The sequence below is a fragment of the Dermabacter sp. HMSC08H10 genome (genome assembly GCF_001807585.1).
Lineage (GTDB): Bacteria > Actinomycetota > Actinomycetes > Actinomycetales > Dermabacteraceae > Dermabacter > Dermabacter hominis.
Genome location: NZ_KV789424.1, coordinates 190,654 through 214,927, shown reverse-complemented (window position 1 = coordinate 214,927; position 24,274 = coordinate 190,654). Strand labels below are relative to the sequence as shown.

Sequence of the window (24,274 nt, the reverse complement as noted above, 5' to 3'; positions counted from 1 at the left end):
ACGGGGCGGCGAATCAGCGTTGTGCGGTGCCCTCTGTGTAGTCGGCATCGAGCTGCTCGGCGCTCCAGGCAAACATCGTGCGAAGCTCCTTGCCGACCTTCTCGATCGGGTGCTCCTGCTCGCTCGCGCGCAGCTTCGTGAACTCGGGCGCACCTGCCTTTTGATCATCGACGAAGCGCTTCGCGAAGCTGCCGTTTTGAATGTCGTCCAAAACGGCCTTCATGGAGGCCTTGACGTGTTCGCCCACGACTCGCGGACCCGAGACGTAGTCGCCGAATTCGGCGGTATCCGAGATCGACCAGCGCTGCTTCGCGATGCCACCTTCGATCATGAGGTCCACGATGAGCTTGAGCTCGTGAAGCACCTCGAAGTAGGCGATCTCGGGCTGGTAGCCCGCCTCGGTCAGTGTCTCGAAGCCCGCCTGCACGAGGTGGCTCATGCCTCCGCACAGCACAGCCTGCTCACCAAAGAGGTCGGTTTCGGTTTCTTCCGTGAAGGTGGTTTTGATCGCGCCCGCGCGCAGGCCACCAATCGCCTTCGCGTATGACAGGGCGAGCGGCCAGGCCTCGCCCGACTCGTCGTTTTCCACTGCGATGATGCAGGGAACACCGCGCCCGGCGACGAACTCGCGGCGCACCGTATGGCCCGGGCCCTTCGGCGCGACGAGCGCGACGTCGACGCCCTTAGGCGCTTCGATGTAGTCGAAGCGGATGTTGAAGCCGTGCGCGAAGAAGAGCGCGTTACCCGCCTCGAGGTTGTCCTTGATCTCGTTCTCGTAGATCTCGGCCTGGTACTGGTCAGGAGCGAGGATCATGATGACGTCGGCCCACTTCGCGACCTCGGCGACGGTGTCCACGCCAAAGCCCTGCTCTTCGGCTTTTGCTCGCGATTTCGACCCTTCCTTGAGGCTGATGCGTACCTCGACGCCCGAGTCGCGAAGGTTGAGGGCGTGAGCGTGGCCCTGCGAGCCGAATCCTACGATGCCGACCTTCTTGGACTGGATGAGTGCAAGATCAGCGTTGTCGTCATAAAACATTTCCGCCACGGTGAACTCCTTCGGTTCTCATGTGTGATTCGGTTGTGGGCAGTCTAACCGCCCCTCGTCTTACTTACTGGATACGTGTCTCATATTGAGAAACGCCGGTGGGTGTGCACCCGTCGGACCCCACGCTGCCTACCCGAGCAGCGCGCGATCCGTAATCGAACGCGAGCCGCGCCCGATCGCGACCGCCCCCGACTTCACGATCTCCTTGACCCCGAACTGCTCGAGCATGGACAGCAGCGCGGCAAGCTTATCGGCCGATCCCGTCGCCTCGATCGTGACGGAATCGGAGGCCGCATCGACGACCTTCGCTCGAAACATCTGCACTATTTCGAGAACCGACGTGCGGGTCTGGTTGTTGGCCTTAACTTTGACGAGCACAAGCTCACGCTCGACCGACTGCCGCGGCTCGAGCTGGACGGTTTTCAGGACGTTCACGAGCTTATTGAGCTGCTTCGTGATCTGCTCAAGTGGCATCTGATCAACCTCGACCACGACGGTGATGCGAGAGATACCCTCGTGCTCGGTAGGTCCTACCGCGAGCGATGCGATGTTGTAACCGCGCCTCGCAAAAAGCGCCGTAACGCGCGTGAGCACGCCGGGCTTGTTTTCGACGAGGACAGACAGCGTATGGTTCTTCTCCGGGTCGCGCGAAAAGTCCATGCTCAGATCTCCCTCTCCCATTCGGGCGTCATACCCTGCGCGATTTGAATCTCGTCATTGCTCACGCCAGCGGGCACCATGGGCCACACCATCGCGTCAGCACTCACCTGAAAATCGACCACGACGGGGCGATCGTTGATCGCCATCGCTTCGCCGATCACCCGGTCGATGTCCTCGTCGCGCTCGCACCGTAGCCCCACGGCACCGTAGGCCTCGGCGAGCTTCACGAAGTCGGGAACGCGGCGCGTGCCGTGCCCGGTATTGAGATCGGTATTGGAAAAACGCTGATCGTAGAAAAGGTTCTGCCACTGACGCACCATGCCTAGCGACGAATTGTTGACGATCGCGACCTTGATCGGAATGTCGTTGAGCACGCAGGTTGCGAGCTCCTGATTCGTCATCTGGAAGCAGCCGTCACCGTCGATCGACCACACGACCTTGCCGGGCTGTCCCACTTTCGCGCCCATCGCCGCGGGCAGTGAGTAGCCCATCGTGCCGAGGCCGCCGGAGTTGATCCACGAATACGGCTCCTCGAAGTCGATGAATTGGCTCGACCACATCTGGTGCTGGCCCACACCGGCAACGAAGATCGATTCGGGGGCACTGATGGCGCTGATGCGCGAAATCACGTGCTGCGGCGCCGTGTAGCCGTCGGCAGTCGCGGTCCACCCGAGCGGGTAGTTCTCGCGCAGCCCGTTCATGAGCTGCCACCAGGCTTCGTAGTCGCGTTCGTCGCCGTCTGCAAGGCGATCGGCGAGGGCCGCTAGAAGGGCGCGAGCGACATCCGCCGCATCGCCCACGATCGGCACGTCGGCGACTCGGTTTTTTGAAATCTCGGCGGGGTCGATATCGGCGTGCACAACCTTTGCTGCGGGCGCGAACGAGTCGAGCCTTCCCGTCACGCGGTCATCGAAGCGTGCCCCGATCGCGATAATCAGGTCACTGCGTTGGAGGGATGCGACCGCGGCGACGTCTCCGTGCATCCCGGGCATTCCCAGGTGCTGCGGGTGCGAGTCGGGAAGGGCGCCACGCGCCATGAGGGTCGTCACGAACGGCGCGTTCGCCGCCTCGACGAGCGCACGCACCTCCTCGCTCGCGCGCGAACGAAGCACACCACCGCCCAGGAGGAACACGGGGCGCTTCGCGTTCACGAGCAACTCGACCGCTTCGCGGATCTGCTTGCCGTTGGGGCGCCCCGGGACGCGATAGCCGGGAAGATTGAGCTCTTCGGGCCATTCGAAAACGGTTTCGGCCTGCTGCGCATCCTTCGTCACGTCTACGAGCACGACTCCCGGCCTGCCTGTCGAGGCGATGTGGAAAGCCTGTTTGATCGCGAGCGGAATGTCATCCGCGTTCTTGACGAGGATGTTGTGCTTCGTCACGGGCATCGTCATGCCCACGATGTCGGCCTCTTGGAACGCGTCCGTACCAATAAAACTCGAACCCACCTGACCGGTGATGACCACCATGGGGATCGAGTCCATCTGGGCATCCGCAATCGCGGTGATGAGGTTTGTCGCGCCGGGCCCCGAGGTCGCGATACACACGCCTACCTTGCCGGTTGCATGCGCGTACCCGCTCGCCGCGTGGCCCGCGCCCTGCTCGTGACGCACGAGAATGTGCCGAAGCCCCTTCGCATCGAGAAGCGGATCGTAGGTCGGGAGGATCGCTCCCCCGGGCAGGCCAAACACGACGTCCGCCCCCGCCGCTTCAAGCGACATGATGAGCGATTGCGCTCCCGTGACTGCTCCAGCCATAACGCCTCCAACTATTCACTGACGAAAAAGCCCCTCGTCCCTTGCGGGAAATCGAGGGGCGCGGCTTATCGTGCGGGGGCGTTAGCCGCGCCCGGTCACAATAAGGAGAATGCTCTGCATGCGTCTCAAACTACCCGGATACAAATCTTGAAACGAAACGGTTCACATCTTGAGATCCGACGGCTCCTCCGAACCGTCGGCCCCACGGGGCCCGCCGCTTACGGGAGAGGCCTGCGCGTCGCGCCAAATGTTGCCGAGCGCACGTGATGGGCATACACCTTCAGTGCCTGACTCACCTCGCGGCGTCGATTCTGCGGCCGCCACGGAAGAGGCCCGCGCGATTCGCGGCGACAGTCAAGTTCTGCCTGCGGAACATCGAGCGTCAGCTCTCGCTTCGGGACGTCGATGACGATTCGGTCACCCGTCTCCACGAGACCGATCGCACCACCCTCGGCGGCTTCGGGCGAAATATGCCCGATTGAAAGGCCCGAGGTGCCGCCCGAGAACCGACCGTCGGTGATGAGCGCGCACGCCTTACCGAGCCCGCGTCCCTTGAGGTAGGAGGTGGGGTAGAGCATCTCTTGCATGCCCGGGCCACCCTGTGGTCCCTCGAACTGGATCACGACAACGTCGCCTTCCGCAACGGACTTATCGAGGATGCGTTGCACCGCTTCCTCTTGGGACTCGACAACAAAGGCGCGCCCCTCGAAATGGAAGAGTTCCTCGTCGATGCCCGCGCTCTTGATGACGGCGCCATCACTTGCGAGATTGCCACGAAGCACGCACAGACCGCCGTCTTTCGTGTGGGCGAACGGCACGGCGCGAATTACGCCCGATTCCTGGTCGAGATCGAGCTCCTCCCAGCGCATGTCCTGGCTGAACGGCACCGTCGTGCGTTTTCCGCCCGGTGCCGCGCTAAAGAGAGTGAAGGCCTCCTGCCCGGCCTCTCCCCCGCGGACATCCCACGTGGCGAGCCATTCGGCGAGGGAACGAGCGTGAATCGCGTGCACCGAGTGATCGAGCAGGCCCGAGCGATCAAGCTCGCCGAGGATCGCGGGAATCCCGCCGGCACGGTGCACGTCTTCGACGTGAGCAATTCCGTTCGGGGCGACCTTGGAGAGGCAGGGCACGTTCCGCGAAATCCGGTCGATGTCCTCGAGGCTAAAATCAACCTCACCCTCGATCGCTGCCGCAAGGATGTGCAGCACGGTGTTGGTCGAGCCGCCCATCGCGACATCGAGACTCATGGCGTTTTCAAACGCCGCTTTCGTAGCGATCGAGCGGGGCAGCACGCTCTCGTCGTCATCGTCGTAGTAGCGGCGGCACAGCTCGACGATTCGTTTTCCCGCCTCCACGAAGAGGTCGCGGCGGAACGCGTGCGTCGCGAGCGTCGTGCCATTTCCCGGAAGCGAAAGCCCCAGGGCCTCGGTGAGGCAGTTCATCGAGTTTGCCGTGAACATTCCCGAGCACGAGCCACACGTGGGACATGCATTGTTTTCGATCTGGGCGAGCTGGTCATCGCTGACGGACTCATCGACGGCGTAGCTGATTGCATCGACGAGATCGATGCTGTGGTCGATTACGCCTTCGACGGGTTTGCCGGCTTCCATAGGACCACCCGAGACGAAGACGACGGGAATGTTGAGCCGCATGGCCGCCATGAGCATGCCGGGCGTGATCTTGTCACAGTTCGAGATGCACACGAGCGCATCGGCGCAGTGGGCGTTGACCATGTACTCGATGCTGTCGGCGATAACGTCTCGGCTCGGGAGAGAGTAGAGCATCCCCTGGTGCCCCATCGCAATGCCGTCGTCGACCGCGATGGTATTGAACTCCTTCGCCACTCCCCCGGCCTCGCGAATCGATTCGGCGACCATGTCGCCAACGTTTTTGAGGTGCACATGGCCAGGAACGAACTGTGTGAAGGAGTTCGCGATCGCGATGATCGGCTTGCCGAAATCATTCGAGCCCATGCCGGTCGCGCGCCACAGGGCGCGTGCGCCGGCCATATTGCGTCCGTGGGTTGACGTGCGTGAACGAAGGTGAGGCATGGCCACAGCATAGGCAGAAACCCAAGACCCTCGCCCAAATATTGGACGAGGGTCTCAGATTATGAACTGCCTGTTGCTAGAACGACCAATCAGCCTTCGCGATGCGGCCAACCGGGATCGTCCGCGAGGCGCTGCTTGAGCGCCTCATACTTGGCGTTTTCCTCCTCCTCGAGCGCGCGAGCTTCAGCGACCTGCTGCTCCGTGGGCTCGTGGTCACCCATGCCGACAGCGAGTGCCGGATCAACGACTGCGATCGCGCCCGTTTCAAGCTTCACCTTGTGGCGGAGAATCTCGTAACGCACAATCTTTGCGAGGAAGTAGATGCCGAGAAGGTTCGGAATCGTCATGAGGAAGAATACGGCATCCGAGAAGTTGATGACAGCGTCCATCGACACGGCCGAGCCGAGAATAACCGCGAGAATCCATACGATCTGGAAGCCGCGCTTCACGAAGGCCGACCGCCCGAAGAGGAACTCGGCGGCAAGGTTGCCGTAGTAGTAGTAGCTCAGGATCGTCGAGAACGCGAAGAGCGCCACCGACACGGTCAAAATATACGGGAACCAGCTTGCGACCGTCCCAAATGCATTCGCCGTCATGACGATGCCGTCGCCGCTACCGTCCTCATACACACCCGTCACGGTAATGGCGATCGCCGTGAGCGTGCAGACGATAACAGAGTCCACGAGCGGCTCCCACATCGCGGTGAAGCCTTCCGTCGCGGGCTCCTTGGTCTTCGAGGCCGAGTGCGCCATGCCGGCCGAGCCCACACCCGCAGCGTTCGAGAAGAGCGCGCGCTGGATACCAACGATGGCCACGCCGATCGCGCCACCGGTCACGCCCTCGCCGGTTACAGCCGTCGAGAAGATCTTGGCGACCGCCTCGGGCACCGCCTGAATATTCATGATGATGATCGCGAGCACGCACAGGAAGTACACGATTGCCATGAGAGGCGTGATGCGCGCCGTCCACGTACCGATCGACTGAATACCGCCGACGATCACGAGCGCCGCAAGCGCCGCCATAATCGCACCGATGACCCAGCGGTTGTCCTGAAGGAAGGCAATGCCGAGCTGATCGCTAAGGATCGCCGCGCCCTGATTCGACTGGAAGAGGTTACCCGCACCAAACACGCCGATGAGCGTGAATGCCGCGTAGAGGAACGAGAGGACGATGCCGAACTTCTTGAAGCCGACGTCAGCAAGACCGTGCCTGAGGTAATACATGGGGCCGCCATGCGTGTGGCCGTCATCGTCAATCTCGCGGTACTTCGAACCGAGAGTCGCCTCGGCCATCTTTACGCTCATCGCGAGGAAGCCGAAGAGTACGATCCACAGCGCGGCACCGGGACCACCGATCGAAATGGCGACGGCGACACCGGCGATATTGCCGAGGCCAACGGTCCCCGAAAGCTCCGTTGCGAGAGCCTGGAAAGAGCTCACCTCACCCGGGTCGGTCTTACGGGTGTATTTGCCGCGAATGACACCAATCGAGTGCGCGAGACCCGTGATGGGCTGGAATCGAAGCCACACCGTGAGGAAGAGGGCGGCCGCGATCAGCCACAACACGATGATGGGAACCTCAACCCCGGCAATGGTGGGGGCGAAAAACACGATCGCCGACAGGAAATCGGCAAACGGTGCAAAGTAAGTATTTAAGAACTGGTCGATAGCACCAGAACTATGCATCAGTTACTCCTTGAAGGGGGAAAGCCAAACACGCTCCACCATTCGGAAAAGAACCGGCGGTTTCAAGCACATTCGGGAAAACGAATTCTTAGCGACAATTTTTTCTCGCACACTCAAGCGGACCTATTTGCACACTGACGCGGCGACAAAACCCCTGGTCACCAGCGGTACATAACAATCACCAGGAGTCTCGTCAAGTAATGACGGCCAACACGGCGCCTGTGACTAGCATCACTCGGTGGCCTGCATCACTCGCCTTCGCGCTGCTGACCCCATTCGCCGTCTTCATAGAGGCGCTCTCGAATCTCATGCCATTCGCGCGCTTCCTCTTCATCACGATCACGCGCCTCAGCAATTTGATCTTCGGTGGGCTCGTGATCCCCCATCCCCACGGCGAGCTCAGGATCAATCTGCGGGATCGCTCCGGTTGTCACCTTCACCTTGTGGCGCAGGATCTCGTAGCGAACGATCTTGGCAAGCGCGTACACGCCGATGAGGTTCGGGATGGTCATGATGAAGATGAGCGCATCGGCAAGAGTGACAACGGAATCGATCGTGATGGCGGACCCGATGATGGTGAAGGCAATCCACACGACCTGGAAGCCGTGGGTCACCCATTTCGAGTTGCCGAGGATGTACTGGATCGCGCTCAGGCCGTAGTAGTAGTACGCGAGCACGGTTGAGAACGCGAACGGGACGACGATCACCATGAGGACATACGAGAACCACGGCGCAACGGTCGAGAAAGCCTTCGCGGTCATCACGATGCCGTCGGACTCACCGCTCTTATAGACGCCGGTCACGACCACGACAAGCGCGGTGATCATACACACGACGCACGAGTCGAGGAACGGGCTCCACATGCCCGTAAAGCCCTCGGTCGCGGGGTGGCGGGTTTTCGCCGCCGCGTGCGTCATGCCCGCGGTTCCGACGCCAGCGGCGTTCGAGAAGAGCGCACGCTGGATACCGATCACGGCGGCTCCAGCCGCGCCCCCGGCAACGCCCTTGGGCTGGAACGCTTCGGTCACGATCGTCATGAATGCCGAGGGGATCTGCGGGAGGTTGAAAAGAAGAATAAGGATTGCGCAGACGAGGTAGGTACCCGCCATGATCGGAACGGCTTTCGAGGTGATCTTGCCGATCGACTTCACGCCGCCGACCACGACGAGCGCGAGGAAGATGCCAAAGACCACACCCACGATCCAGCGGTGGTTGAGAAGGAAGTCCCAACCGAGCTGCTCACCGAGGATCATCGCGGTCTGGTTCGACTGAAACATGTTTCCGCCGCCGAACACGCCGAAGAAAGCCGAGATCGCGTAGAACATCGCGAGAACGCTGCCGGCCTTCGCCCAGCCGATCTCTTTGAACCCATATTTGAGGAAGTACATAGGGCCTGCGTGGACCGTTCCGTCTTCGTCGATCACGCGGTATTTCGTGCCCAGGGTCGCCTCGGCCATCTTGAGGCTCATCGCAAAGAAGCCGAAGATCGCGATCCACAGTGCAGCGCCCGGACCGCCGAGCCCAATCGCGACCGCGACGCCCGCGATGTTGCCGAGCCCGATCGCGCCCGAAATCTCGGTGGCAAGCGCCTGGAAGCTGCTCACCTCACCGGGGTCAGTTTTGCTCGCGTAACGCCCTCTCACGACGTCAATCGCATGCTTAAATCCCGTGATCGGCTGGAATCGCAACCACACCGTCATGAAGACGGCCGCCACTGCGAGCCAGACGACGATCAGTGGGATTTCAATGCCGCCGATATTCGGCGCGTAGAACACGACCGCGCTCATAAATTGAGCAATCGGTGCGATCAGCTGGTCAACGTACTGGTCGAAACTCATGAGTCCCTCTCGGTTGGCCCAGATCTGCTTCAGGCCGCAAAATGGGGCCCCGGTCACTAAAGCCCGAGGCCCCATTTCATACTAGGTAGTTCTTAATGACCCATTATGACCGGTGAGTTAGCCCACCTCAAGTTTGGCCATAATGATCTCACGAACGCGCCCGGCATCAGCCTGGCCGCGCGTCGCCTTCATGACCGGGCCGATAAGCGCGCCGATCGCCTGGACCTTGCCGCCCTTGATCTTCTCGACCACGTCGGGGTTATCAGCGATGGCCTGATCCACGGCGCCCTCGAGAACCGAGTCATCAGAGACAACCGCGAGGTTCTCCTTCTCCACGATGGCGGCGGGATCACCGTCACCATCGAGGACCTTCGCAAGCACCTGGCGGCCGATCTTGTCGTTGATCTTCTTGCCCTCGACGAGCGAGACGAGTTCGGCAACCTGAGCCGGAGTGACGCTGAGCTCCTCGAGCTCTTTCTCGGATTCCTTGGCGATGCGTGCGAGTTCACCCATCCACCACTTGCGTGCCGCCTGGGGCTTCGCACCCGCAGCGACCGTCCCCTCGATCAGGTCGAGCGCACCGGCGTTAATGACGTCGCGCATCTCGAGATCCGTGAAACCCCACTCACCGAGCAACCGTCGGCGACGAGCCGCGGGAAGCTCCGGAAGCGAGGAGCGCAGCTCCTCAACCCACTCGCGACTCGGGGCGACCGGCACGAGATCGGGCTCGGGGAAGTAGCGGTAGTCCTCGGCATCGCTCTTCACACGGCCCGGGCTCGTGTGGCCCGTGTCGTCGTGGAAGTGACGGGTCTCCTGGATGACCTCGGCACCGCTATCGAGCACTCCCGCCTGGCGGCTGATCTCAAAACGCACGGCGCGCTCGATTGCACGGAACGAGTTGACGTTCTTCGTTTCGGTACGTGTGCCAAGTGGCGCCTCTTTCGAGGGGCGAAGCGAGACGTTGATGTCGGCGCGCACGTTGCCGCGCTCCATGCGCGCTTCCGAAACTTCGAGGGTGCGGAAGATATCGCGGAGCGTGCGAACGTACGCCGCGGCGACCTCCGGTGCGCGGCCGCCCGTGTTCGGGATCGGGCGTGTCACGATCTCCACGAGGGGAACACCCGCGCGGTTGTAGTCGACCTGCGAGTGAGTCGCGCCCTGGATACGGCCGGTACCGCCGATGTGGGTGTTCTTGCCGGCGTCTTCTTCCATGTGCGCGCGCTCGATGTCGACGCGCACGATCTCGCCGTCGTCAAGTTCGACGTCGACGTACCCGTCGTAGGCGATCGGTTCGTCGTACTGCGAGGTCTGGAAGTTCTTCGTGAGATCCGGGTAGAAGTACTGCTTACGCGCGAACCGGCAGTGCTCGGCGATCGAGCAGTTCAGTGCGAGACCGATCTTGATCGCGTACTCCACTGCTTTCTCATTGACGACCGGCAACGTCCCCGGAAGACCGAGCGAGACGGGCGTGATCGCCGTATTGGGTTCGGCGGCAAAGACATTGGGGGCGCCATCGAACATCTTGGTCTTCGTGCCAAGTTCTACGTGGACCTCGATGCCGAGGACCGGGTCATACTTCTCGATCGCCTCGTCGTAGTCGAGGGGTTCGATATCCGTGTAGGCGTTCACTTGGCGCCTCCTTCCAGGGCCGGGGCGTTGTTCAGGAGAGGCCCTCCCCAGGTGTCTTCAAGCAGCGCCTCGAGCGCGCCGCCGGCGCGATAGAGGCGATCATCGGCCATCGCGGGCGCGAGGAACTGGAAGCCTGCGGGCATCGAATCCTCGGCGAGGCCGCTCGGGAGTGAGAGGCCGGGGACACCCGCGAGGTTCGCGGGAATCGTCGCGATGTCGTTGAGGTACATCTTGAGCGGGTTATCGGTGTTCTCACCGAGGCGGAAAGCGACGGTGGGAGCGGTCGGCGACGCGAGAACGTCACACTTCTCGAAAGCCGCGGCAAAGTCGCGCTGCACGAGAGTACGCACCTTCTGGGCGCTTCCGTAGTAGGCGTCGTAGTAGCCAGAGCTAAGCGCGTACGTGCCGAGCAGAATGCGGCGCTTGACCTCGGCGCCGAATCCCTGGCCGCGCGTGGCGGCCATAACCTTTTCGGCAGTCGGGTGGTCCTCGGGAACAACCCGCATGCCAAAGCGCATGCCGTCGAATTTCGCGAGGTTGCTGCTCGCCTCGGACGGCATGATGAGGTAGTAGGCGCCAAGCGCGTACTTAAAGTTGGGGCAGCTCACGCGAACAATCTCCGCGCCTGCTTTTTCGAGGAGCGCGAGCGATTCTTCGAAGCGCTGCTTCACGAGCGGATCGAAGCCTTCGCCCTCGAGCTCTTCGATAACGCCGATGCGCATGCCCTTGACGTCCTTCGCGCGCGCAGCCTCGACGAAATTACCGAAACCGTCCTTGAGGGAGGTCGAGTCCTTCGGGTCATAGCCGCCGATCACCTCGTGCAAAAGCGCGGCATCCTCGACCGTGCGCGTGCACGGGCCGGCCTGGTCGAGCGAGCTTGCCATCGCGATGAGGCCGTAGCGCGATACGGAACCGTAGGTGGGCTTCACGCCGACGGTGCCGGTCACGGCTGCGGGCTGGCGAATCGAGCCGCCCGTGTCGGTGCCGATCGCGAGAGGCGCCTCGAAGCCAGCGATAGCGGCGGAGGAGCCGCCGCCTGAGCCGCCGGGGATTCGCTCGAGATCCCACGGGTTGTGGGTGTTGCCATACGCGCTCGTCTCGGTCGAGGAGCCCATCGCGAACTCGTCCATGTTGGTCTTGCCGAGGATCGGAAGTTTCGCGTCTCGGAGATTCTCCACGAGCGTTGCGTCGTAGGGCGGAATCCAGCCTTCGAGGATCTTCGAACCGGCGGTGGTCTGGATTCCCTTCGTGACGACGACATCCTTCACGGCAACGGGAACGCCCGCGAGCGGCGCGAGGCTCTCGCCCTTGGCGCGCGCCTCATCGACAGCCTCGGCGGTGGCACGTGCGTCCTCGCCGGTAACGGTCACGAACGCATTGAGCTGGCCCTCGACGGCCTCGATGCGCGAAAGGTGCGCGTCAGTCAGCTCGCGCGCGCTGAACTCGCCACTGTCGAGGCCCTTCGCCATCTGCGCGGCGGAAAGCTTCACAAGGTCGGTCATCGGTTACTCCTCCCCCAGAATCTGCGGAACGACGAAGCGGCCGTCGGCGGCCGAGGGCGCGCCGGAGAGTGCCTCTTCTTGCGTGAGGGTTTCGGTGACCTCGTCTTTTCGGAACACGTTGGTCATGGGGATCGGGTGGCTTGTGGTCGGGACGTCGTCGCTCGCGACTTCACTCACGGACGCAACCGCGTCCAGAATCGCGTCGAATTCGCCCGCGAATCGGGCGATTTCGTCGTCGGTGAGCTCGATGCGAGCGAGGGACGCCAGGCGTGCGACTTCTTCAGAACTCATTGCTGGCATGCCGCCCATTCTAGGCGCTACGGCAGGGCGTTTTCTCCACCCTCGAGAAGCGATGTGAAACCTTCCTCATCGAGAATCGGGATGCCAAGCTGTTCTGCCTTCGTGGCTTTCGAGCCCGCGTTCTCGCCGACGACGACGTAGTTCGTCTTCTTCGAGACGCTGCCGGATGCCTTGCCGCCTCGCTGGAGGATCGCCTCTTTCGCGCCATCGCGCGTGTAGCCCTCGAGAGAACCGGTGACAACGATCGTGAGTCCTTCGAGCGTCTTTTCGATTCCGCTCGTCGATTCGTCGACAACGACAACACCCGAGCGCTTCCACGCCTCAACGAGCTCGGCGTGCCATTCCTCCTGGAAGAACGCCGCGACACTCGCTGCAATCGTCTCGCCGACGCCATCAGTTTTGGCCAGTTCCTCGACGCTTGCACTCGCGATCGCGTCGATAGAGCCCCAGGCCGTCGCGAGTGCGCGGGCGGCCGTCGGACCCACGTGGCGGATCGAGAGGGCCACGAGCACCCGCCAAAGCCCTGCCGATTTCGCCTTGTCGAGTTCGCTCATCAGCACCTCGGTGGTTTTTCCGACGGTCGCCGGCTTCACGAGGCTCCAGGATTTTCTGGACTTGTAGTAGCGCCACTGCGGGCGGTTCCAAAAGGCGCTCACGGTGCGCCAATCACCCGTTTCCTCACCGTCGCGGCGCACGCTCTGGTAGACCGTGACCTCGCGCAGGTCCTCGGGCGTGAGATCAAACAGATTCGCGCCCGTACGCACGACGCCTGAGCGTGGTGCGGGAATGCGGGGATCGTCGGGGTCGGTGATGCGGAGCATTGGAACTCCGTCCGCATCATCGGTTGCAATGCCGTTCTTGAGCGTCACAAACGCGTCGCTTTGGAAATCCTCTTCCGTCAGCACCGGCAGGTAGAGCGCGTGGCCGGCCTTGAGAGAGGCGAGGGCTTCGGCGCGGCGCTTATCGGGATCGGTGAGCGCAATTGCCGATTCATCGCCGAGGGCCTCGATGTCGAAGGCCCCGCGGCTCGCGGCATGGGCGATGCGACCCGTGACCTGCGAGGGGCAGTCCTTTTGGTTTGGGCAACGCCAGTCTTTATCGCCCTCTTTTTCGGGGCGGATCTCGGCGCCGCAGCTCGGGCAGTTTTTCGGCATGACGAACGGCTTTTCGCTCCCGTCGCGGAGCTTTTCGACGGGGCCGAGGATTTCGGGGATCACGTCGCCGGCCTTGCGCAGGATGACCGTGTCGCCGATCAGCACGCCCTTTCGTTCGACATCGAATTGGTTGTGGAGCGTCGCCCGCGCGACGGTCGAGCCCGCGACCTTGACGGGTTCCATGACGCCGAAGGGGGTCACGCGGCCAGTTCGGCCCACGTCAACCTGAATGTCGAGCAGCTTTGTCGTGACCTCTTCGGGCGGGTACTTGTAGGCGATGGCCCAGCGCGGTGCCCTAGACGTTGCTCCAAGAGCACGCTGATGAGCGAAGTCGTTGATCTTGATGACGATGCCGTCGATGTCGTGCTCGAAGTCGTGGCGCTTGCGCCCCGCCCGTTCGATGTACTGCGTGACCTGCTCGAGCGAGTCGAGCACCTCGAAGTGAGGAGAGGTAGGAAGGCCCCACGAGGCGAGCATCTCGTAGACCTCACTTTGGCTCTCGGGGTATCCGACGGCGCCTTCGTGCGCCCCGATCCCGTGGACGTACACCTCGAGGGCGCGTGAGGCGGTGATGGAGGAGTCTTTCTGGCGAAGCGATCCCGCGGCGGTGTTGCGAGGATTCGCGAACTCGCGAAGCCCCGCCTCGCGGCGCTCCTCATTGAGTTTTTCGAACTCGTCGACCGGGAAGAACACCTCGCCGCGCACTTCGAGAAGCGCAGGCGGCTTTTCAGTGCTCAGAGTGTGCGGCACGTTGCGGATCGTCTTGACATTCGCGGTGACGTCCTCGCCAACGCGACCGTCGCCGCGCGTCACGCCGCGCACGAGTGTGCCGTTTTCGTACACGAGCGAAATGGCGAGGCCGTCAATCTTGAGTTCCGTCAGGAACTGGGGCGTTCCGGGCGCATCCTCCTGGCAGCGCTTCGCCCACTCGCGAATCTCGTCAAGGCTGAAGGCGTTGTCGAGGCTCATCATGCGCTCGATGTGAGGAACCGAGGCGAATCCCTGGGCAACCGCGCCGCCCACGGTCTGGGTGGGTGACTCCTCGCTCGCAAACTCGGGAAACTCCTCCTCGAGACTCTTGAGCTCGCGTTCGAGGGCGTCGTATTCGCCGTCGGCCATGATCGGCGCGTCGTTCTCGTAGTATTCGACGCGCGCCTCTGCGAGGCGTTCGCGCAGCTCAAGAATGCGGCCCTCAGCCTCGAGCGCGGTGATCTCCGCGAGGTCAGCGGCTGCGGAGCTGTCTGAGGCGGTCGTGCTCGGTGTCTGCTCGGTACTCACGCGTTCAGTCTACGGGCCGCTCCGCTTCGCCTTCCTGCTCGCGCTTCGCTTTTCGCCACAGGAAGAACGAGGAGACTGCACCCACCGCAAAGATGGCGAGCCACAGCACGAGCGCTCCGATGCCAAAGGAACTCTGTCGCTCTCCGCTTATGTCCAAGGCCAGGAGGATGCCAGCGAGCACCATGAGTGCAAGCTGGAAGAAAAGCTTGCGTTTTGCGACCGTCGCGCGATCCTTCGGGAGGTTACGCGCGTATCGCACGGGATCGCCGCACTCCTCCCCCACGCTTCGGTGTGCAGATTCGGCACGGGCGAATGCGTCGTCAGCGAGCTCCTCGATGCGTTTTTCGGTGAGGTCCCCGCGCACGCGAGCGGCACGAATGAATTCTTCGCGCCAGTCGCCCCGATCCTCACCCGAGCCGAAGAGTCGCGACTCTTGCTTCTTTGGCGCGGGCCAGAGAGCGAGCACGGCCCACGCGAGAGCGCCATACACGGGCACGCCAATGAGATAGACGAACGGCGAAAGCTCATACCGCTGGTCGGTCAAGAGCTCGAAAACAGTCGCGCCCGCGAGAGCAAGCGCAAGAATGCTCGCGGCGACAACACCGCACATCCATGCAAACGGCAAGCGCCGACGCGTCGCGTCATACACCGCACCGGCGACCGCGATGAAAATTCCGAGCATGAGCGGGGCGATGAGGCCTCCGAGCGAGATGTCGGCACTTAGACCATCACTGAGAAGCCACACGATCGTGAAGAGTATGGAGAGGCCCGCGGCCACGGTGAAGGCGAAGGCAGCCGTGAGGCGCGCCGTCAGGGGCGCGTCGTCGTCAAAAGCCCAGCCGCTGTGGTTCAATGCCTCGCCTCGCGTTTCTCGCTCACGTCCGTTCCCCCTCAAATATCTCACGCGATCACCGGCACGAGCATCCCCTTCAGGGCTCCGGTATAGGATTTCGGGACAAAGAACGCCGCGCCGCGCACGAATCACGAGGCCCGGAGTGAAGGGAGATTCGCGATGAAAGTTGAGCGGGTTCTTCCTGCGCTCATCGCGATCGTTTGCGCTCTCCTCTTCGGATGTGCAACGGCCGCGCACATGCCTCCCCTCGTGGACATCGGCGCCGGCCCCTCGGCCCTCGATGTCCTCCCGCAGGAGAGCGCGACTGACCAGAAGGCACACGTCAATACGGAAATCTCCGCGGGGTTCGAGCAGTATCAACCCGAGGGCCCCAATCCCCTCGGCCCGACCCTCGAGATCATCGTGTGGGCGCTACTCGCGCTTGCAGGGCTGTGCTTACTCATCATTTGTGTGCGGGTAGGGCTACGCGCGCTTAGGACGCGGCGAACACTCACTCCTCAAAGCGAAAGTGGGGACGCGCCGAGCGAAGTCGAAGCCTCCGCTGTCGCGGCCTCTCTCCAGGCCGCGGCGCAAGCCCTTGAGAGGAGTGCGGTCGACGGCAACGCCATTGTCGCGGCATGGCTCGCGATCGAAGCCCGCCTCACGGAAGAGGGTTATGGTCGCTATTCCTACGAAACCTCAAGCGAGTTTGTCGAGCGCGTCGTCGGCTCCGCTGGACTCGATAACTCTCGCCTCGCGCGCCTTGGGGAGCTCTACCGAACCGAACGCTACTCGAGCGCAGAAACTCGCCCCGCCAGCCTCAACGAGGCACGAGACTTGCTCCGTGCCTTGAGCGGCGAATTGGACACGGCCCGCAAGGGAGGCGCACGTTCATGAAACGTCTCGTGCTCACCTTCGCCGTGACGGCGGTGACGACGGCAATCGTCCTCGCGCTGCACCTCGTCGATATCCGCCTCAACCTCGCCTACGCGCTTATCTTTACCCTCGGCGCACTGCTCGCGAGGGAACTCAATGCCACGGGACTCACCGGAAGCGAGGCTCCCGAGTTTCCGCGAGTCCTCTATCGCGCAGCACCCGAGCTCGAAGCAGCAAAGGATCGCCGCGTGCGCCGCATCGAGGATGACCTCTACCGCACAATCGAGACAAAGCGGCAAGGCCCGCGCCTTCCCGCAACGTACCTCGCGGGCATCGCTCACGAACTCGAGACCCTCGCTGCCACGCGCGGGGAAAACCTCGTGCTGTCGCAGCAAACGTCGGACATTATCGCCTGTGCGGAAGAGAGCGACGCTGCCCACTCCCCCGCCTATGCCCCTCGACCGCGCACGACGCAGGTCCGCCTCACACGTCGCGGCCTCGTCGCAGCGCTGCGCGACCTCGAGAGTGCATACGCACGACTGATCGCCCCCGCACCCCACGTCAAGGAGAGGCCATGACCGACACCTTCACCCCGAGCGAGGCCGCCGCACTCAGCACGCGCATCCTCGACGAGACAGAGCGCGCGATCGTCGGTAAGCGCGAAGCGCTCACGAAGCTCCTCGCGGGCATCTACGCGGGCGGACACGTCCTCCTCGAGGACTACCCGGGCCTCGGCAAAACGCTCACGGCCCACTCGTTCGCTCTCGCTCTTGGACTCGAGTTTCGCCGCGCCCAGTTCACGCCCGACCTCCTGCCTGCCGATCTCACGGGCTCCGAGGTGTTCAATCAAAAAACGAACGAGTTTGAGTTTCGGCCAGGTCCGGTATTCACGGGGCTCCTCCTTGCCGATGAAATCAACCGCACGCCTCCCAAAACTCAGGCTGCGCTCCTCGAGGCGATGCAGGAACGCCAGGTGAGTATCGAGGGCACGACGCACGCACTCCCGCGCCCATTTCACGTGCTCGCAACCGCCAATCCCGTCGAAACCGAAGGGACCTATCCCCTGCCCGAGGCCCAACTCGACCGTTTCCTCATGCGACTGACCTTCGGCTACCCGAGCGCCGACGACGAATGGGATGTCATCGCACGCCGAATCGAGCGCCGCGAGGAGAGCATCGACGTCGAGCGCGTGCTCCAGGCGGGCGAACTCGAAAAGCTGCAGCGCTCAGTCGAAACAATTCACGTGAGCGAGGCCGTTGGCCGCTACGCCGTCGCGCTCGTGCGCGAAACGCGAGAGCACAGCGAGACCGCGATGGGGTCTTCGCCTCGCGGCTCGCTCGCGCTCATTCAGTGCGCACGCGCGCTCGCGCTCATCCAGGGCCGCGAATTCGTGATTCCTGAAGACATCAAGACTTTGGCCCACGCGTGCCTCGAGCACCGCGTTGTGATCCGGCCCGAACTGTGGCTCCAGAACATTTCACCCGCGAGCGTGATCGACTCGATTCTCACGCGCGTTCCCGCCCCCGAAGCTGCCGCTTGAGAATGCGTACAACCCAGGCCTATACGCGCGCGGTACTCGCAGCCGCGGCGTTCATCCTGTACGGCGTGCTCGGCTCACGCCTCGACGCCCTCCTTGCTGGGTGTGCGCTCGTTGCCTGGATTGCGGTCGCCCACATCATGCGGCCGAGCGAGGCGAAGCCGGCAACGCTCGAGGCCGCGGAAGCCAAAGTCAACGAGGGTGAGAGCGTCACGGCGATCGCTCGCGGTGCTCGCGGAACACTCGTGACCGTGGGCGTCCACATGAACAGCGGGCTCGAGTATTCGCCTCGATGGGCGGTCATCACGGGTCTCGAAAGTACGTGGGTTCGGGCGACGCCCCGGGTGTGGGGCACGCACGAGTTCGGCCCGTTCACCGTGCAAGAAACCGATGCGCTCGGGGCGTTCCGACGCCACCGGCACCACGCAGCGCGCAACGTTTCTGCCGTCGCGAGTGCAACGGCGAAACCTCGACCCCTTCCCCTTGAGCGCGTCCTCGGTGTGAGCGGTCCCCATACTTCCCGCACGAAAGGTGAGGGGACGGCGCTCGCCGACATCCGCCCCTACCGCGCGGGCGATCGACTCAAAACAATCAACTGGCGCGTGACCTCACGCCGGGGAGTCCTGCACACGAACGAGACCTTTTCCGAACGAGACACGGACGTCCTCATCGTCGTCGATACGATGGCCGATATCCGGCCGATCGGTGCCGAGCCCGGGGATGGCCGCGCCTCGAGCCTCGATATGAGTGTTGAAGCTGCGACGGTGCTCGCGCGCCATTACCTCTCGCTCGGCGACCGCGTGGGCCTGCATGATGCGGGAGCGTTAATCGGGTCGATCCCCTTCGGCACGGGCGAGCGTCACATGCGACGCATCCTCGAAGCGCTTTCGGCCGTATCGCGCGACAAGTCCGTGTCTCCTCGTTTACGTCGGGCCCCGCGCATCCGCTCCGGCACACTCACCATCGCGTGCACTCCCCTCCTGAGCGAAGAGTTCATCGGGCAGATTGGCCTTCTACGCACGATCGGCGCGAACCTCACAATCATCGACACACTTCCCGCAGAACTCACGAATACCGCGCGCCTCACGGGTGCTCCCATGCGCCGCATCGACGGGATCGAGGACACTCATCTGTGGGACGAGGCATGGGTTATTCGCGGATTTGAGAGGCGCTTCGTCATCGCCGATCTTGAACGACGCGGGATTCCCGTGCGCCGCCTCGAGGAGGCTCTGTGATCCGTTCCCTCACCGATCATCTTCTCGATGCTTTCGACCTCGTTCGGGCCGTCTCTCCCACTCAGTGGTGCGCGAGGATCGGCGCGCTCGCCGCGCAAATCGCCGCTGCGCTCGTCGTCGCGGCGGGTGCAACGGCTGGGTTTTCGGCACCTCTCACGATGGGGATCATACTGCCGTTTATCGCGCTCGCCGTACTCAACCTTCTTCAACTAGCCCAGCCGGGATCAGAGGCGGGACTCGTCACGTTCGCGGTGTGGATCTTCGCTCTGTGGGCCTCGCCTCCGCTTTCGCTCGCACCGGCAATCGCCTTCGCGATCCTTGTGCTCGCGTCGCATTCCCTGTGGGCACTCGCCGCGCGTTCGCCCGCCCACGGGCGAACGAGCACGAAGGCCCTGATTCGCGTCGTCGGCGCGCTGAGCCTCGTACTCGGTCTCGCCGCGGCGCTCATTGCAATCGCCCTCGTTCCAGTCGCCTTCATGCGCCCGGAAGCAATCCCGAGCGTCATGATCCTCGTCGCGATCCTCGCTGTTTTCGGAGCGCTCGCGTGGCTGCTTCTACCGCGTACGAGCTCGAAGTAGCGGGCGTCTTTCTCGCTTAATCGCCCTAGTCGCTCACGCGTTCGGCAAGGCCCGGCGCGGCGTGCATGATTTCGTCCATGTCGCACGGGCGCACGAAGGCCGACGCGCCATTTTCACGCGCGGGGTCGGCCGCCCGTCGCCGCGTAACCGCGAATGCGAAGCCGCGAGCCTCGCGAGCGGCGTAGCCAAGCTCGTTCCACGCGGCAAGGACGTGCCTCATCGATCTCTCGACCGCGCCCGCCGTCGCCAGGAAGCGAATCTCGACGCCTCTTTCTCGGGCGTCGGCAAGCGCCTCCCACGCACCACCAACGGCCGCGAGGTCTCTCGAGAGTGGATCGAGGGCGATACTACGCACCCCCGCATCGAGGGCCGCACGCACGATCCCCACTCGCGCGTCAACGGCGAGCGTGAGTTCTTCCGTTCCAATCCCCCGCTCGGCGGCCCCGGTTATGCAGGCCGAAAAAAGATCGGTGAGCCCCGTACGGCCTATGGCGCGGTGGAAACGATAACCGGAGGCGGTACGCACACGCCCCTCAACGGCCCGAAGTGCTCCTCGCTCATCGAGCATGACGCGCGGCCGTGCGCCAGATACGCGTTCGCGAAGCACGGAAACCTCGGAGCCGATGCCCTCGGCAATGAGGGTGGGAAGCTCCCGCACGAGCCCCGCATCGGCGAGCGCGAGCTCGCCGGAAGCCATAAACACCGAAGAGGCGCACGACACGGGCCCGAGGCGCACGAGGCTCAACGGCCCCTCATACTCGAAAAATGCGAGGCGAGCCGCGTCGAGGCGCGCAAAGGCCGCATCGCGGTTGGCGCGCCATCGTGCGCCTTCGCCCGGGCCGATCCGCCAACCGTACGGGGCGAGGTCTCCCGACACCGGCAGCATCGCGAGGCTCGCCGGAAGAACGTGATCGAAGGAGTCCTCGCCTCCGAGCGCGAGCGAGGGCTCCACCCCGAGACCCGCCTCAGGACTCGAACCGAGAAGGGAGCGCATCCGCGTCAATCGACCGAGGAGGCGGCCACCATCAACGTCCGCGGCGGACTCGGTGAGAGCGAGGGTGCCGTCGGAAAAAATCGTCACGAGCGAATCGGGCGCTCCCCCGTGTGCTGTCATGCGCGCGCGTCGAGAGTTGCCGAGGCGAGCACGCGGTCGCCCGCGTACAGCACGAGGGTTTGACCGGGCGCGACCCCGCGGATCGGTCGAGCAAGCTCGACACTGACAGAGGCGATTTCTGCCTCGCCCTCCCGGCCGGCCTCGACACTCGTAATGACGCCCCCTATCGCCTCGCCGTGTGCGCGAATCTGCGCCTCAACTTCGCGGCCCTTATCAAGATCCTCGAACGGCACCACATCGCTCGCGATGAGCGTGCGCGTCGAGAGCAGTTCGGCGGCCCCCACGACGACCTGACGCGTCTCGGGCTTGACGTCGAGTACATAGCGCGGCTTGCCATCGGCGGCTGGTCGGCCCAGGTTGAGCCCTTTACGCTGCCCCACGGTAAAGCCGTACGTGCCCGAGTGCTCGCCGAGCACCCGACCGTCCGTATCAACGATCTCCCCGGGCTGCTCACCGAGCTCACGCTCGAGGAAACCACGCGTGTCCCCGTCGGGGATAAAACAAATGTCGTAGCTATCAGGCTTGTGGCCGACGCCGAGCCCACGCCGATCCGCCTCGGCACGCACCTGGGCCTTATCGGCGAAGTCTCCGAGCGGGAACACCGAGCGCGCAAGCCCTTCGGGCCCCATCACCGCAAGCACGTAGCTCTGGTCCTTGAGCATGTTCGCGCTCCTGTGGAGCGAGCGCGCCCCTTTCGGGCCCTCGTTCCTAATCGAGGCATAGTGGCCCGTGCACACAGCATCGAATCCAAGCAGACGAGCGCGGTCCATGAGCGCCGCAAACTTGATCCGCTCGTTACAGCGCACGCATGGATTCGGGGTGCGGCCGCGCGAGTACTCCGAAAGGAAATCCTCCACCACGAGGTCGTGGAAGTCGTTAGAGAGGTCCCACACGTAATACGGAATCCCAATATGATCCGCCGCGCGGCGGGCATCCGAAGCGTCTTCGACCGTGCAGCACCCGCGCGAACCGTTGCGGGTCTGTTCGCGGTTTTTCGACAGCGCCATATGCACACCCACGACATCGTGGCCCTGCTCAACGGCGAGCGCCGCAGCCACAGCCGAATCGACACCGCCACTCATCGCGGCAAGAACCTTCACCTCGCGCCTTTCACTCGCATGCGTTGCAAACGCCTCCACTGTACAAAGCGAAAGCCCCGCACACACGATGTGCGCGGGGCATCTCACGAAAGAATCAGCGGTTCGACGCGACCGCTCGCGCCTGCTCGAGAACCCCCGGGAGGACGCGTACGAGCGCCTCGACATCCGCTCTCGTGCTCGTCCACCCGAGTGAGAACCGGATAGCGCCGCGCATCCGGGTCTCCGAGTACCCCATTGCGCTCAGCACGTGGGAGGCCTGCGTGACGCCAGCGTGGCAGGCCGATCCCGCCGAGCAGTCGATGCCTTCCTGGTCGAGGAGGAACAAGATCGCGTCCTGGTCGGCGCCCTCGAAGCACACGTGCACGACGTGCGCAGAACGCGGGGCGTTCTCGGCCGTGAAATGGGCGCGGGGATCGATCTGGCGGATACTCTCACGCAAATACCCGGCAAGCGCCTCCCTTTCTTCGCCTTGTGACTGGCGCTCCTCGGCGCTCTCGCGAAGTGCCACCGCGAGCGCGGCAGCGTGGGGCGCATCGAGCGTGCCTGAACGAATACCGCGCTGCTGCCCGCCACCTGTGCCGACAGCCGAAAGCTTGATCGACGGATCGGCGACGAGCAGGCCCGCGCCCACGGGTGCGCCGATCTTGTGCCCCGTAATCGAGCACAGCGGCACCTTCGCAAAGTCCGGTGGCGCCATGTGTGCCATGGCCTGCACCGCGTCAGTGTGGACGACGGTGCCATAGCGGGAGGCGAGCTCGGAAAGCGCCTCGAGGTCCTGGATGACTCCGGTCTCGTTATTCACGAGGGCCGCGCTCACGAGAGCGGCCGCATCTCGCCCCTTGGACGGCGCGAGGAGCTGCTCGGTCGCGGCGAGATCGAGACGGCCGTCGGAATCCACCGGCGCGAGATCCCCGCCGAGCGCACGCACCGTATCCACGACCGCGGGGTGGTCCGTCGCAAGCCCAACGACGCGCCCTCCGATCCCGCGAAGGGCGAGGTTGTCGGCCTCCGTGCCACCGGAGGTCATGATGATCCAGCTGCGCGGAACGCCAAGGACATCCGCGATCTCCGCGACGGCGTCGTCGAAAATCCCGCGCACGCGGCGCCCCGAGGCGTGCTGGCTCGAGGGGTTGCCGAGGGTGCGGGCGGCCTGCGCGTACGCGTCGAGCGCGCTTGGGCGGATTGCCGTTGTCGCAGCGTGATCCAAATACACGCGAGTTCCTACCATGGTTTCGTTACTCCCTTGTCGTCGCCCTTGCCGTCTTCGTCTCCCTCGCCGTTCGAGGGGTCATCGCCGCCGTTCTGCTTCTTGAGCTCGTCCTGTTTCTTTTGCTCCTCGGGATCGGGCGTAGGGGTGTGGCCCTCGTTCCCCTTCCCCTTCGGGTCATTCTTCTTGGGATCGTTTTCGGGGTTTTCCTCGTCGTTTTTCCCTTTGTCGCTGGGCCCCTCGCGCTCCTCGTTCCCAGCTTCGCGGTCGGCTTCCTTCCGCTCTTCCTCGATCTGCTTGCCCGTTTTCCCGGTCGATTCCTTATCTTCGTTGGAATCCGAGGAGCTTCCCCCGTTTTGGCACGGCTCGAGGATCTCTTCGGCCCTATACAGAAGGTCCGCGCGCTCATTCGGGTCTTCAATAGCCTTCGCTTCTCCAGCCATCGCGACCGCGAGGTTGTTGCGGATCTTGCACTCGGCATGCGGTGGTTTGTTGAGGTCCTTCCCCGTCGTCCACTCGCTCAACGCCTTTTCAAGCTCTCCGCGCGCCTCGGGGAACTTGTTTTCGCGCAGGAACGCTGTGCCTTTCGTGAGATGCGGAAGGTAGGGCTCGAAAAGGTTGAGCTTTTCGACGGGACCGAGACGGTCGCGCGTATCTTCGTACTGCTCGTTCGAATACGCTCCCAGAGCCCACGCCTGGGTGAGCGGCATCGAGACGAAGCGCACGATACCCGCGAAAAGGAGGAGAACGGGGATCGCGATCAGAAATGTGCCGATCACCCGCAGGGTAAGAAAGCGCCCGCGATCAATTCCGAAGCCGCGCCCTTTTCGCGCCGAGCGGCGAAGGCCGAAGCGCTCTCGCACCGTAAGCCTCTGGTCGTGCGAGCCTTTCGACAT

Annotated in this window: 20 protein-coding genes; 5 read left to right on the top strand and 15 right to left on the bottom strand. The window is 63.4% G+C overall.

Going from position 1 to position 24,274, the window contains the following annotated elements:
- Positions 1–13: 13 nt before the first annotated feature.
- The 11 genes from ilvC to HMPREF3176_RS03730 form a co-directional block, all read right to left on the bottom strand.
- Positions 14–1,045, bottom strand: coding sequence for a ketol-acid reductoisomerase (ilvC, locus tag HMPREF3176_RS03780; RefSeq protein ID WP_070458389.1), 1,032 nt, complete (start codon positions 1,043–1,045; stop codon positions 14–16).
- A gap of 129 nt (positions 1,046–1,174) precedes the next feature.
- Positions 1,175–1,705 (bottom strand): acetolactate synthase small subunit, encoded by a 531-nt coding sequence (ilvN, locus tag HMPREF3176_RS03775; RefSeq protein ID WP_070458387.1) that lies wholly within the window; start codon positions 1,703–1,705, stop codon positions 1,175–1,177.
- Between the two features lie 2 nt (positions 1,706–1,707).
- Complete coding sequence (locus tag HMPREF3176_RS03770; protein WP_070458385.1) at positions 1,708–3,462, bottom strand: acetolactate synthase large subunit; 1,755 nt, start codon at positions 3,460–3,462, stop codon at positions 1,708–1,710.
- Positions 3,463–3,680: 218 nt separating this feature from the next.
- Positions 3,681–5,513 (bottom strand): dihydroxy-acid dehydratase, encoded by a 1,833-nt coding sequence (gene ilvD, locus HMPREF3176_RS03765; RefSeq protein WP_070458382.1) that lies wholly within the window; start codon positions 5,511–5,513, stop codon positions 3,681–3,683.
- 89 nt (positions 5,514–5,602) lie between these two features.
- A complete protein-coding gene (locus tag HMPREF3176_RS03760) occupies positions 5,603–7,198 on the bottom strand; it encodes an alanine/glycine:cation symporter family protein (protein ID WP_070458378.1) in 1,596 nt (531 codons plus the stop codon).
- Between the two features lie 248 nt (positions 7,199–7,446).
- Positions 7,447–9,036, bottom strand: coding sequence for an alanine/glycine:cation symporter family protein (locus HMPREF3176_RS03755; protein WP_070436165.1), 1,590 nt, complete (start codon positions 9,034–9,036; stop codon positions 7,447–7,449).
- Positions 9,037–9,153: 117 nt separating this feature from the next.
- Positions 9,154–10,665, bottom strand: a complete 1,512-nt coding sequence (gene gatB / locus HMPREF3176_RS03750; RefSeq protein ID WP_083286219.1) for an Asp-tRNA(Asn)/Glu-tRNA(Gln) amidotransferase subunit GatB — start codon at positions 10,663–10,665, stop codon at positions 9,154–9,156.
- Positions 10,662–12,167, bottom strand: a complete 1,506-nt coding sequence (gene gatA / locus HMPREF3176_RS03745; protein WP_016664783.1) for an Asp-tRNA(Asn)/Glu-tRNA(Gln) amidotransferase subunit GatA — start codon at positions 12,165–12,167, stop codon at positions 10,662–10,664. The genes gatB and gatA overlap by 4 nt, the downstream gene beginning before the upstream one ends.
- Before the next feature lie 3 nt (positions 12,168–12,170).
- Positions 12,171–12,467: an Asp-tRNA(Asn)/Glu-tRNA(Gln) amidotransferase subunit GatC gene (gene gatC, locus HMPREF3176_RS03740; protein WP_040387015.1), complete on the bottom strand. Its 297-nt coding sequence runs from the start codon at positions 12,465–12,467 to the stop codon at positions 12,171–12,173.
- A 17-nt stretch (positions 12,468–12,484) separates the two neighbouring features.
- Positions 12,485–14,899 carry an NAD-dependent DNA ligase LigA gene (ligA, locus tag HMPREF3176_RS03735; protein WP_016664785.1) on the bottom strand — a complete coding sequence of 805 codons (2,415 nt, stop codon included), beginning with the start codon at positions 14,897–14,899 and terminating at the stop codon, positions 12,485–12,487.
- Positions 14,900–14,903: 4 nt separating this feature from the next.
- Complete coding sequence (locus HMPREF3176_RS03730) at positions 14,904–15,752, bottom strand: hypothetical protein (RefSeq protein ID WP_016664786.1); 849 nt, start codon at positions 15,750–15,752, stop codon at positions 14,904–14,906.
- Between the two features lie 159 nt (positions 15,753–15,911).
- On the opposite strand from HMPREF3176_RS03730, the gene HMPREF3176_RS03725 reads away from it, so the two are divergent.
- From HMPREF3176_RS03725 to HMPREF3176_RS03705, 5 genes are read left to right on the top strand one after another with little or no spacing between them, the layout of a single operon-like run.
- Positions 15,912–16,628 (top strand): DUF4129 domain-containing protein, encoded by a 717-nt coding sequence (locus HMPREF3176_RS03725; RefSeq protein ID WP_016664787.1) that lies wholly within the window; start codon positions 15,912–15,914, stop codon positions 16,626–16,628.
- Positions 16,625–17,185 carry a hypothetical protein gene (locus HMPREF3176_RS03720; protein ID WP_016664788.1) on the top strand — a complete coding sequence of 187 codons (561 nt, stop codon included), beginning with the start codon at positions 16,625–16,627 and terminating at the stop codon, positions 17,183–17,185. The genes HMPREF3176_RS03725 and HMPREF3176_RS03720 overlap by 4 nt, the downstream gene beginning before the upstream one ends.
- Positions 17,182–18,147, top strand: a complete 966-nt coding sequence (locus HMPREF3176_RS03715) for an AAA family ATPase (protein ID WP_016664789.1) — start codon at positions 17,182–17,184, stop codon at positions 18,145–18,147. The genes HMPREF3176_RS03720 and HMPREF3176_RS03715 overlap by 4 nt, the downstream gene beginning before the upstream one ends.
- 2 nt (positions 18,148–18,149) lie before the next feature.
- Positions 18,150–19,379 carry a DUF58 domain-containing protein gene (locus HMPREF3176_RS03710; protein WP_016664790.1) on the top strand — a complete coding sequence of 410 codons (1,230 nt, stop codon included), beginning with the start codon at positions 18,150–18,152 and terminating at the stop codon, positions 19,377–19,379.
- Positions 19,376–19,957, top strand: coding sequence for a hypothetical protein (locus HMPREF3176_RS03705; protein ID WP_070458375.1), 582 nt, complete (start codon positions 19,376–19,378; stop codon positions 19,955–19,957). The genes HMPREF3176_RS03710 and HMPREF3176_RS03705 overlap by 4 nt, the downstream gene beginning before the upstream one ends.
- 25 nt (positions 19,958–19,982) lie before the next feature.
- On the opposite strand, the gene HMPREF3176_RS03700 is transcribed toward HMPREF3176_RS03705, so the two are convergent.
- The 4 genes from HMPREF3176_RS03700 to HMPREF3176_RS03685 all read right to left on the bottom strand — a co-directional run bounded on the left by HMPREF3176_RS03700 (position 19,983) and on the right by HMPREF3176_RS03685 (position 24,274).
- Positions 19,983–21,071, bottom strand: coding sequence for a hypothetical protein (locus tag HMPREF3176_RS03700; protein ID WP_070458372.1), 1,089 nt, complete (start codon positions 21,069–21,071; stop codon positions 19,983–19,985).
- Positions 21,068–22,171, bottom strand: a complete 1,104-nt coding sequence (mnmA, locus tag HMPREF3176_RS03695; protein WP_070458369.1) for a tRNA 2-thiouridine(34) synthase MnmA — start codon at positions 22,169–22,171, stop codon at positions 21,068–21,070. The genes HMPREF3176_RS03700 and mnmA overlap by 4 nt, the downstream gene beginning before the upstream one ends.
- Positions 22,172–22,265: 94 nt before the next feature.
- Positions 22,266–23,399, bottom strand: a complete 1,134-nt coding sequence (locus HMPREF3176_RS03690) for a cysteine desulfurase family protein (protein ID WP_070458366.1) — start codon at positions 23,397–23,399, stop codon at positions 22,266–22,268.
- Positions 23,393–24,274 carry a hypothetical protein gene (locus HMPREF3176_RS03685; protein WP_070458363.1) on the bottom strand — a complete coding sequence of 294 codons (882 nt, stop codon included), beginning with the start codon at positions 24,272–24,274 and terminating at the stop codon, positions 23,393–23,395. Before HMPREF3176_RS03685 ends, HMPREF3176_RS03690 begins: the two co-directional genes overlap by 7 nt.

What these genes read in the sequence shown, in the direction of transcription:
- ilvN (WP_070458387.1), bottom strand. Translation starts at nt 1,705, where the DNA reads ATGGACTTTTCGCGCGACCCGGAGAAGAACCATACGCTGTCTGTCCTC.
- HMPREF3176_RS03770 (WP_070458385.1), bottom strand. Translation starts at nt 3,462, where the DNA reads ATGGCTGGAGCAGTCACGGGAGCGCAATCGCTCATCATGTCGCTTGAA.
- ilvD (WP_070458382.1), bottom strand. Translation starts at nt 5,513, where the DNA reads ATGCCTCACCTTCGTTCACGCACGTCAACCCACGGACGCAATATGGCC.
- HMPREF3176_RS03760 (WP_070458378.1), bottom strand. Translation starts at nt 7,198, where the DNA reads ATGCATAGTTCTGGTGCTATCGACCAGTTCTTAAATACTTACTTTGCA.
- HMPREF3176_RS03755 (WP_070436165.1), bottom strand. Translation starts at nt 9,036, where the DNA reads ATGAGTTTCGACCAGTACGTTGACCAGCTGATCGCACCGATTGCTCAA.
- gatA (WP_016664783.1), bottom strand. Translation starts at nt 12,167, where the DNA reads ATGACCGACCTTGTGAAGCTTTCCGCCGCGCAGATGGCGAAGGGCCTC.
- gatC (WP_040387015.1), bottom strand. Translation starts at nt 12,467, where the DNA reads ATGCCAGCAATGAGTTCTGAAGAAGTCGCACGCCTGGCGTCCCTCGCT.
- HMPREF3176_RS03725 (WP_016664787.1), top strand. Translation starts at nt 15,912, where the DNA reads ATGAAAGTTGAGCGGGTTCTTCCTGCGCTCATCGCGATCGTTTGCGCT.
- HMPREF3176_RS03720 (WP_016664788.1), top strand. Translation starts at nt 16,625, where the DNA reads ATGAAACGTCTCGTGCTCACCTTCGCCGTGACGGCGGTGACGACGGCA.
- HMPREF3176_RS03715 (WP_016664789.1), top strand. Translation starts at nt 17,182, where the DNA reads ATGACCGACACCTTCACCCCGAGCGAGGCCGCCGCACTCAGCACGCGC.
- HMPREF3176_RS03710 (WP_016664790.1), top strand. Translation starts at nt 18,150, where the DNA reads ATGCGTACAACCCAGGCCTATACGCGCGCGGTACTCGCAGCCGCGGCG.
- HMPREF3176_RS03700 (WP_070458372.1), bottom strand. Translation starts at nt 21,071, where the DNA reads ATGACAGCACACGGGGGAGCGCCCGATTCGCTCGTGACGATTTTTTCC.
- HMPREF3176_RS03690 (WP_070458366.1), bottom strand. Translation starts at nt 23,399, where the DNA reads ATGGTAGGAACTCGCGTGTATTTGGATCACGCTGCGACAACGGCAATC.
- HMPREF3176_RS03685 (WP_070458363.1), bottom strand. Translation starts at nt 24,274, where the DNA reads ATGTCGAAAGGCTCGCACGACCAGAGGCTTACGGTGCGAGAGCGCTTC.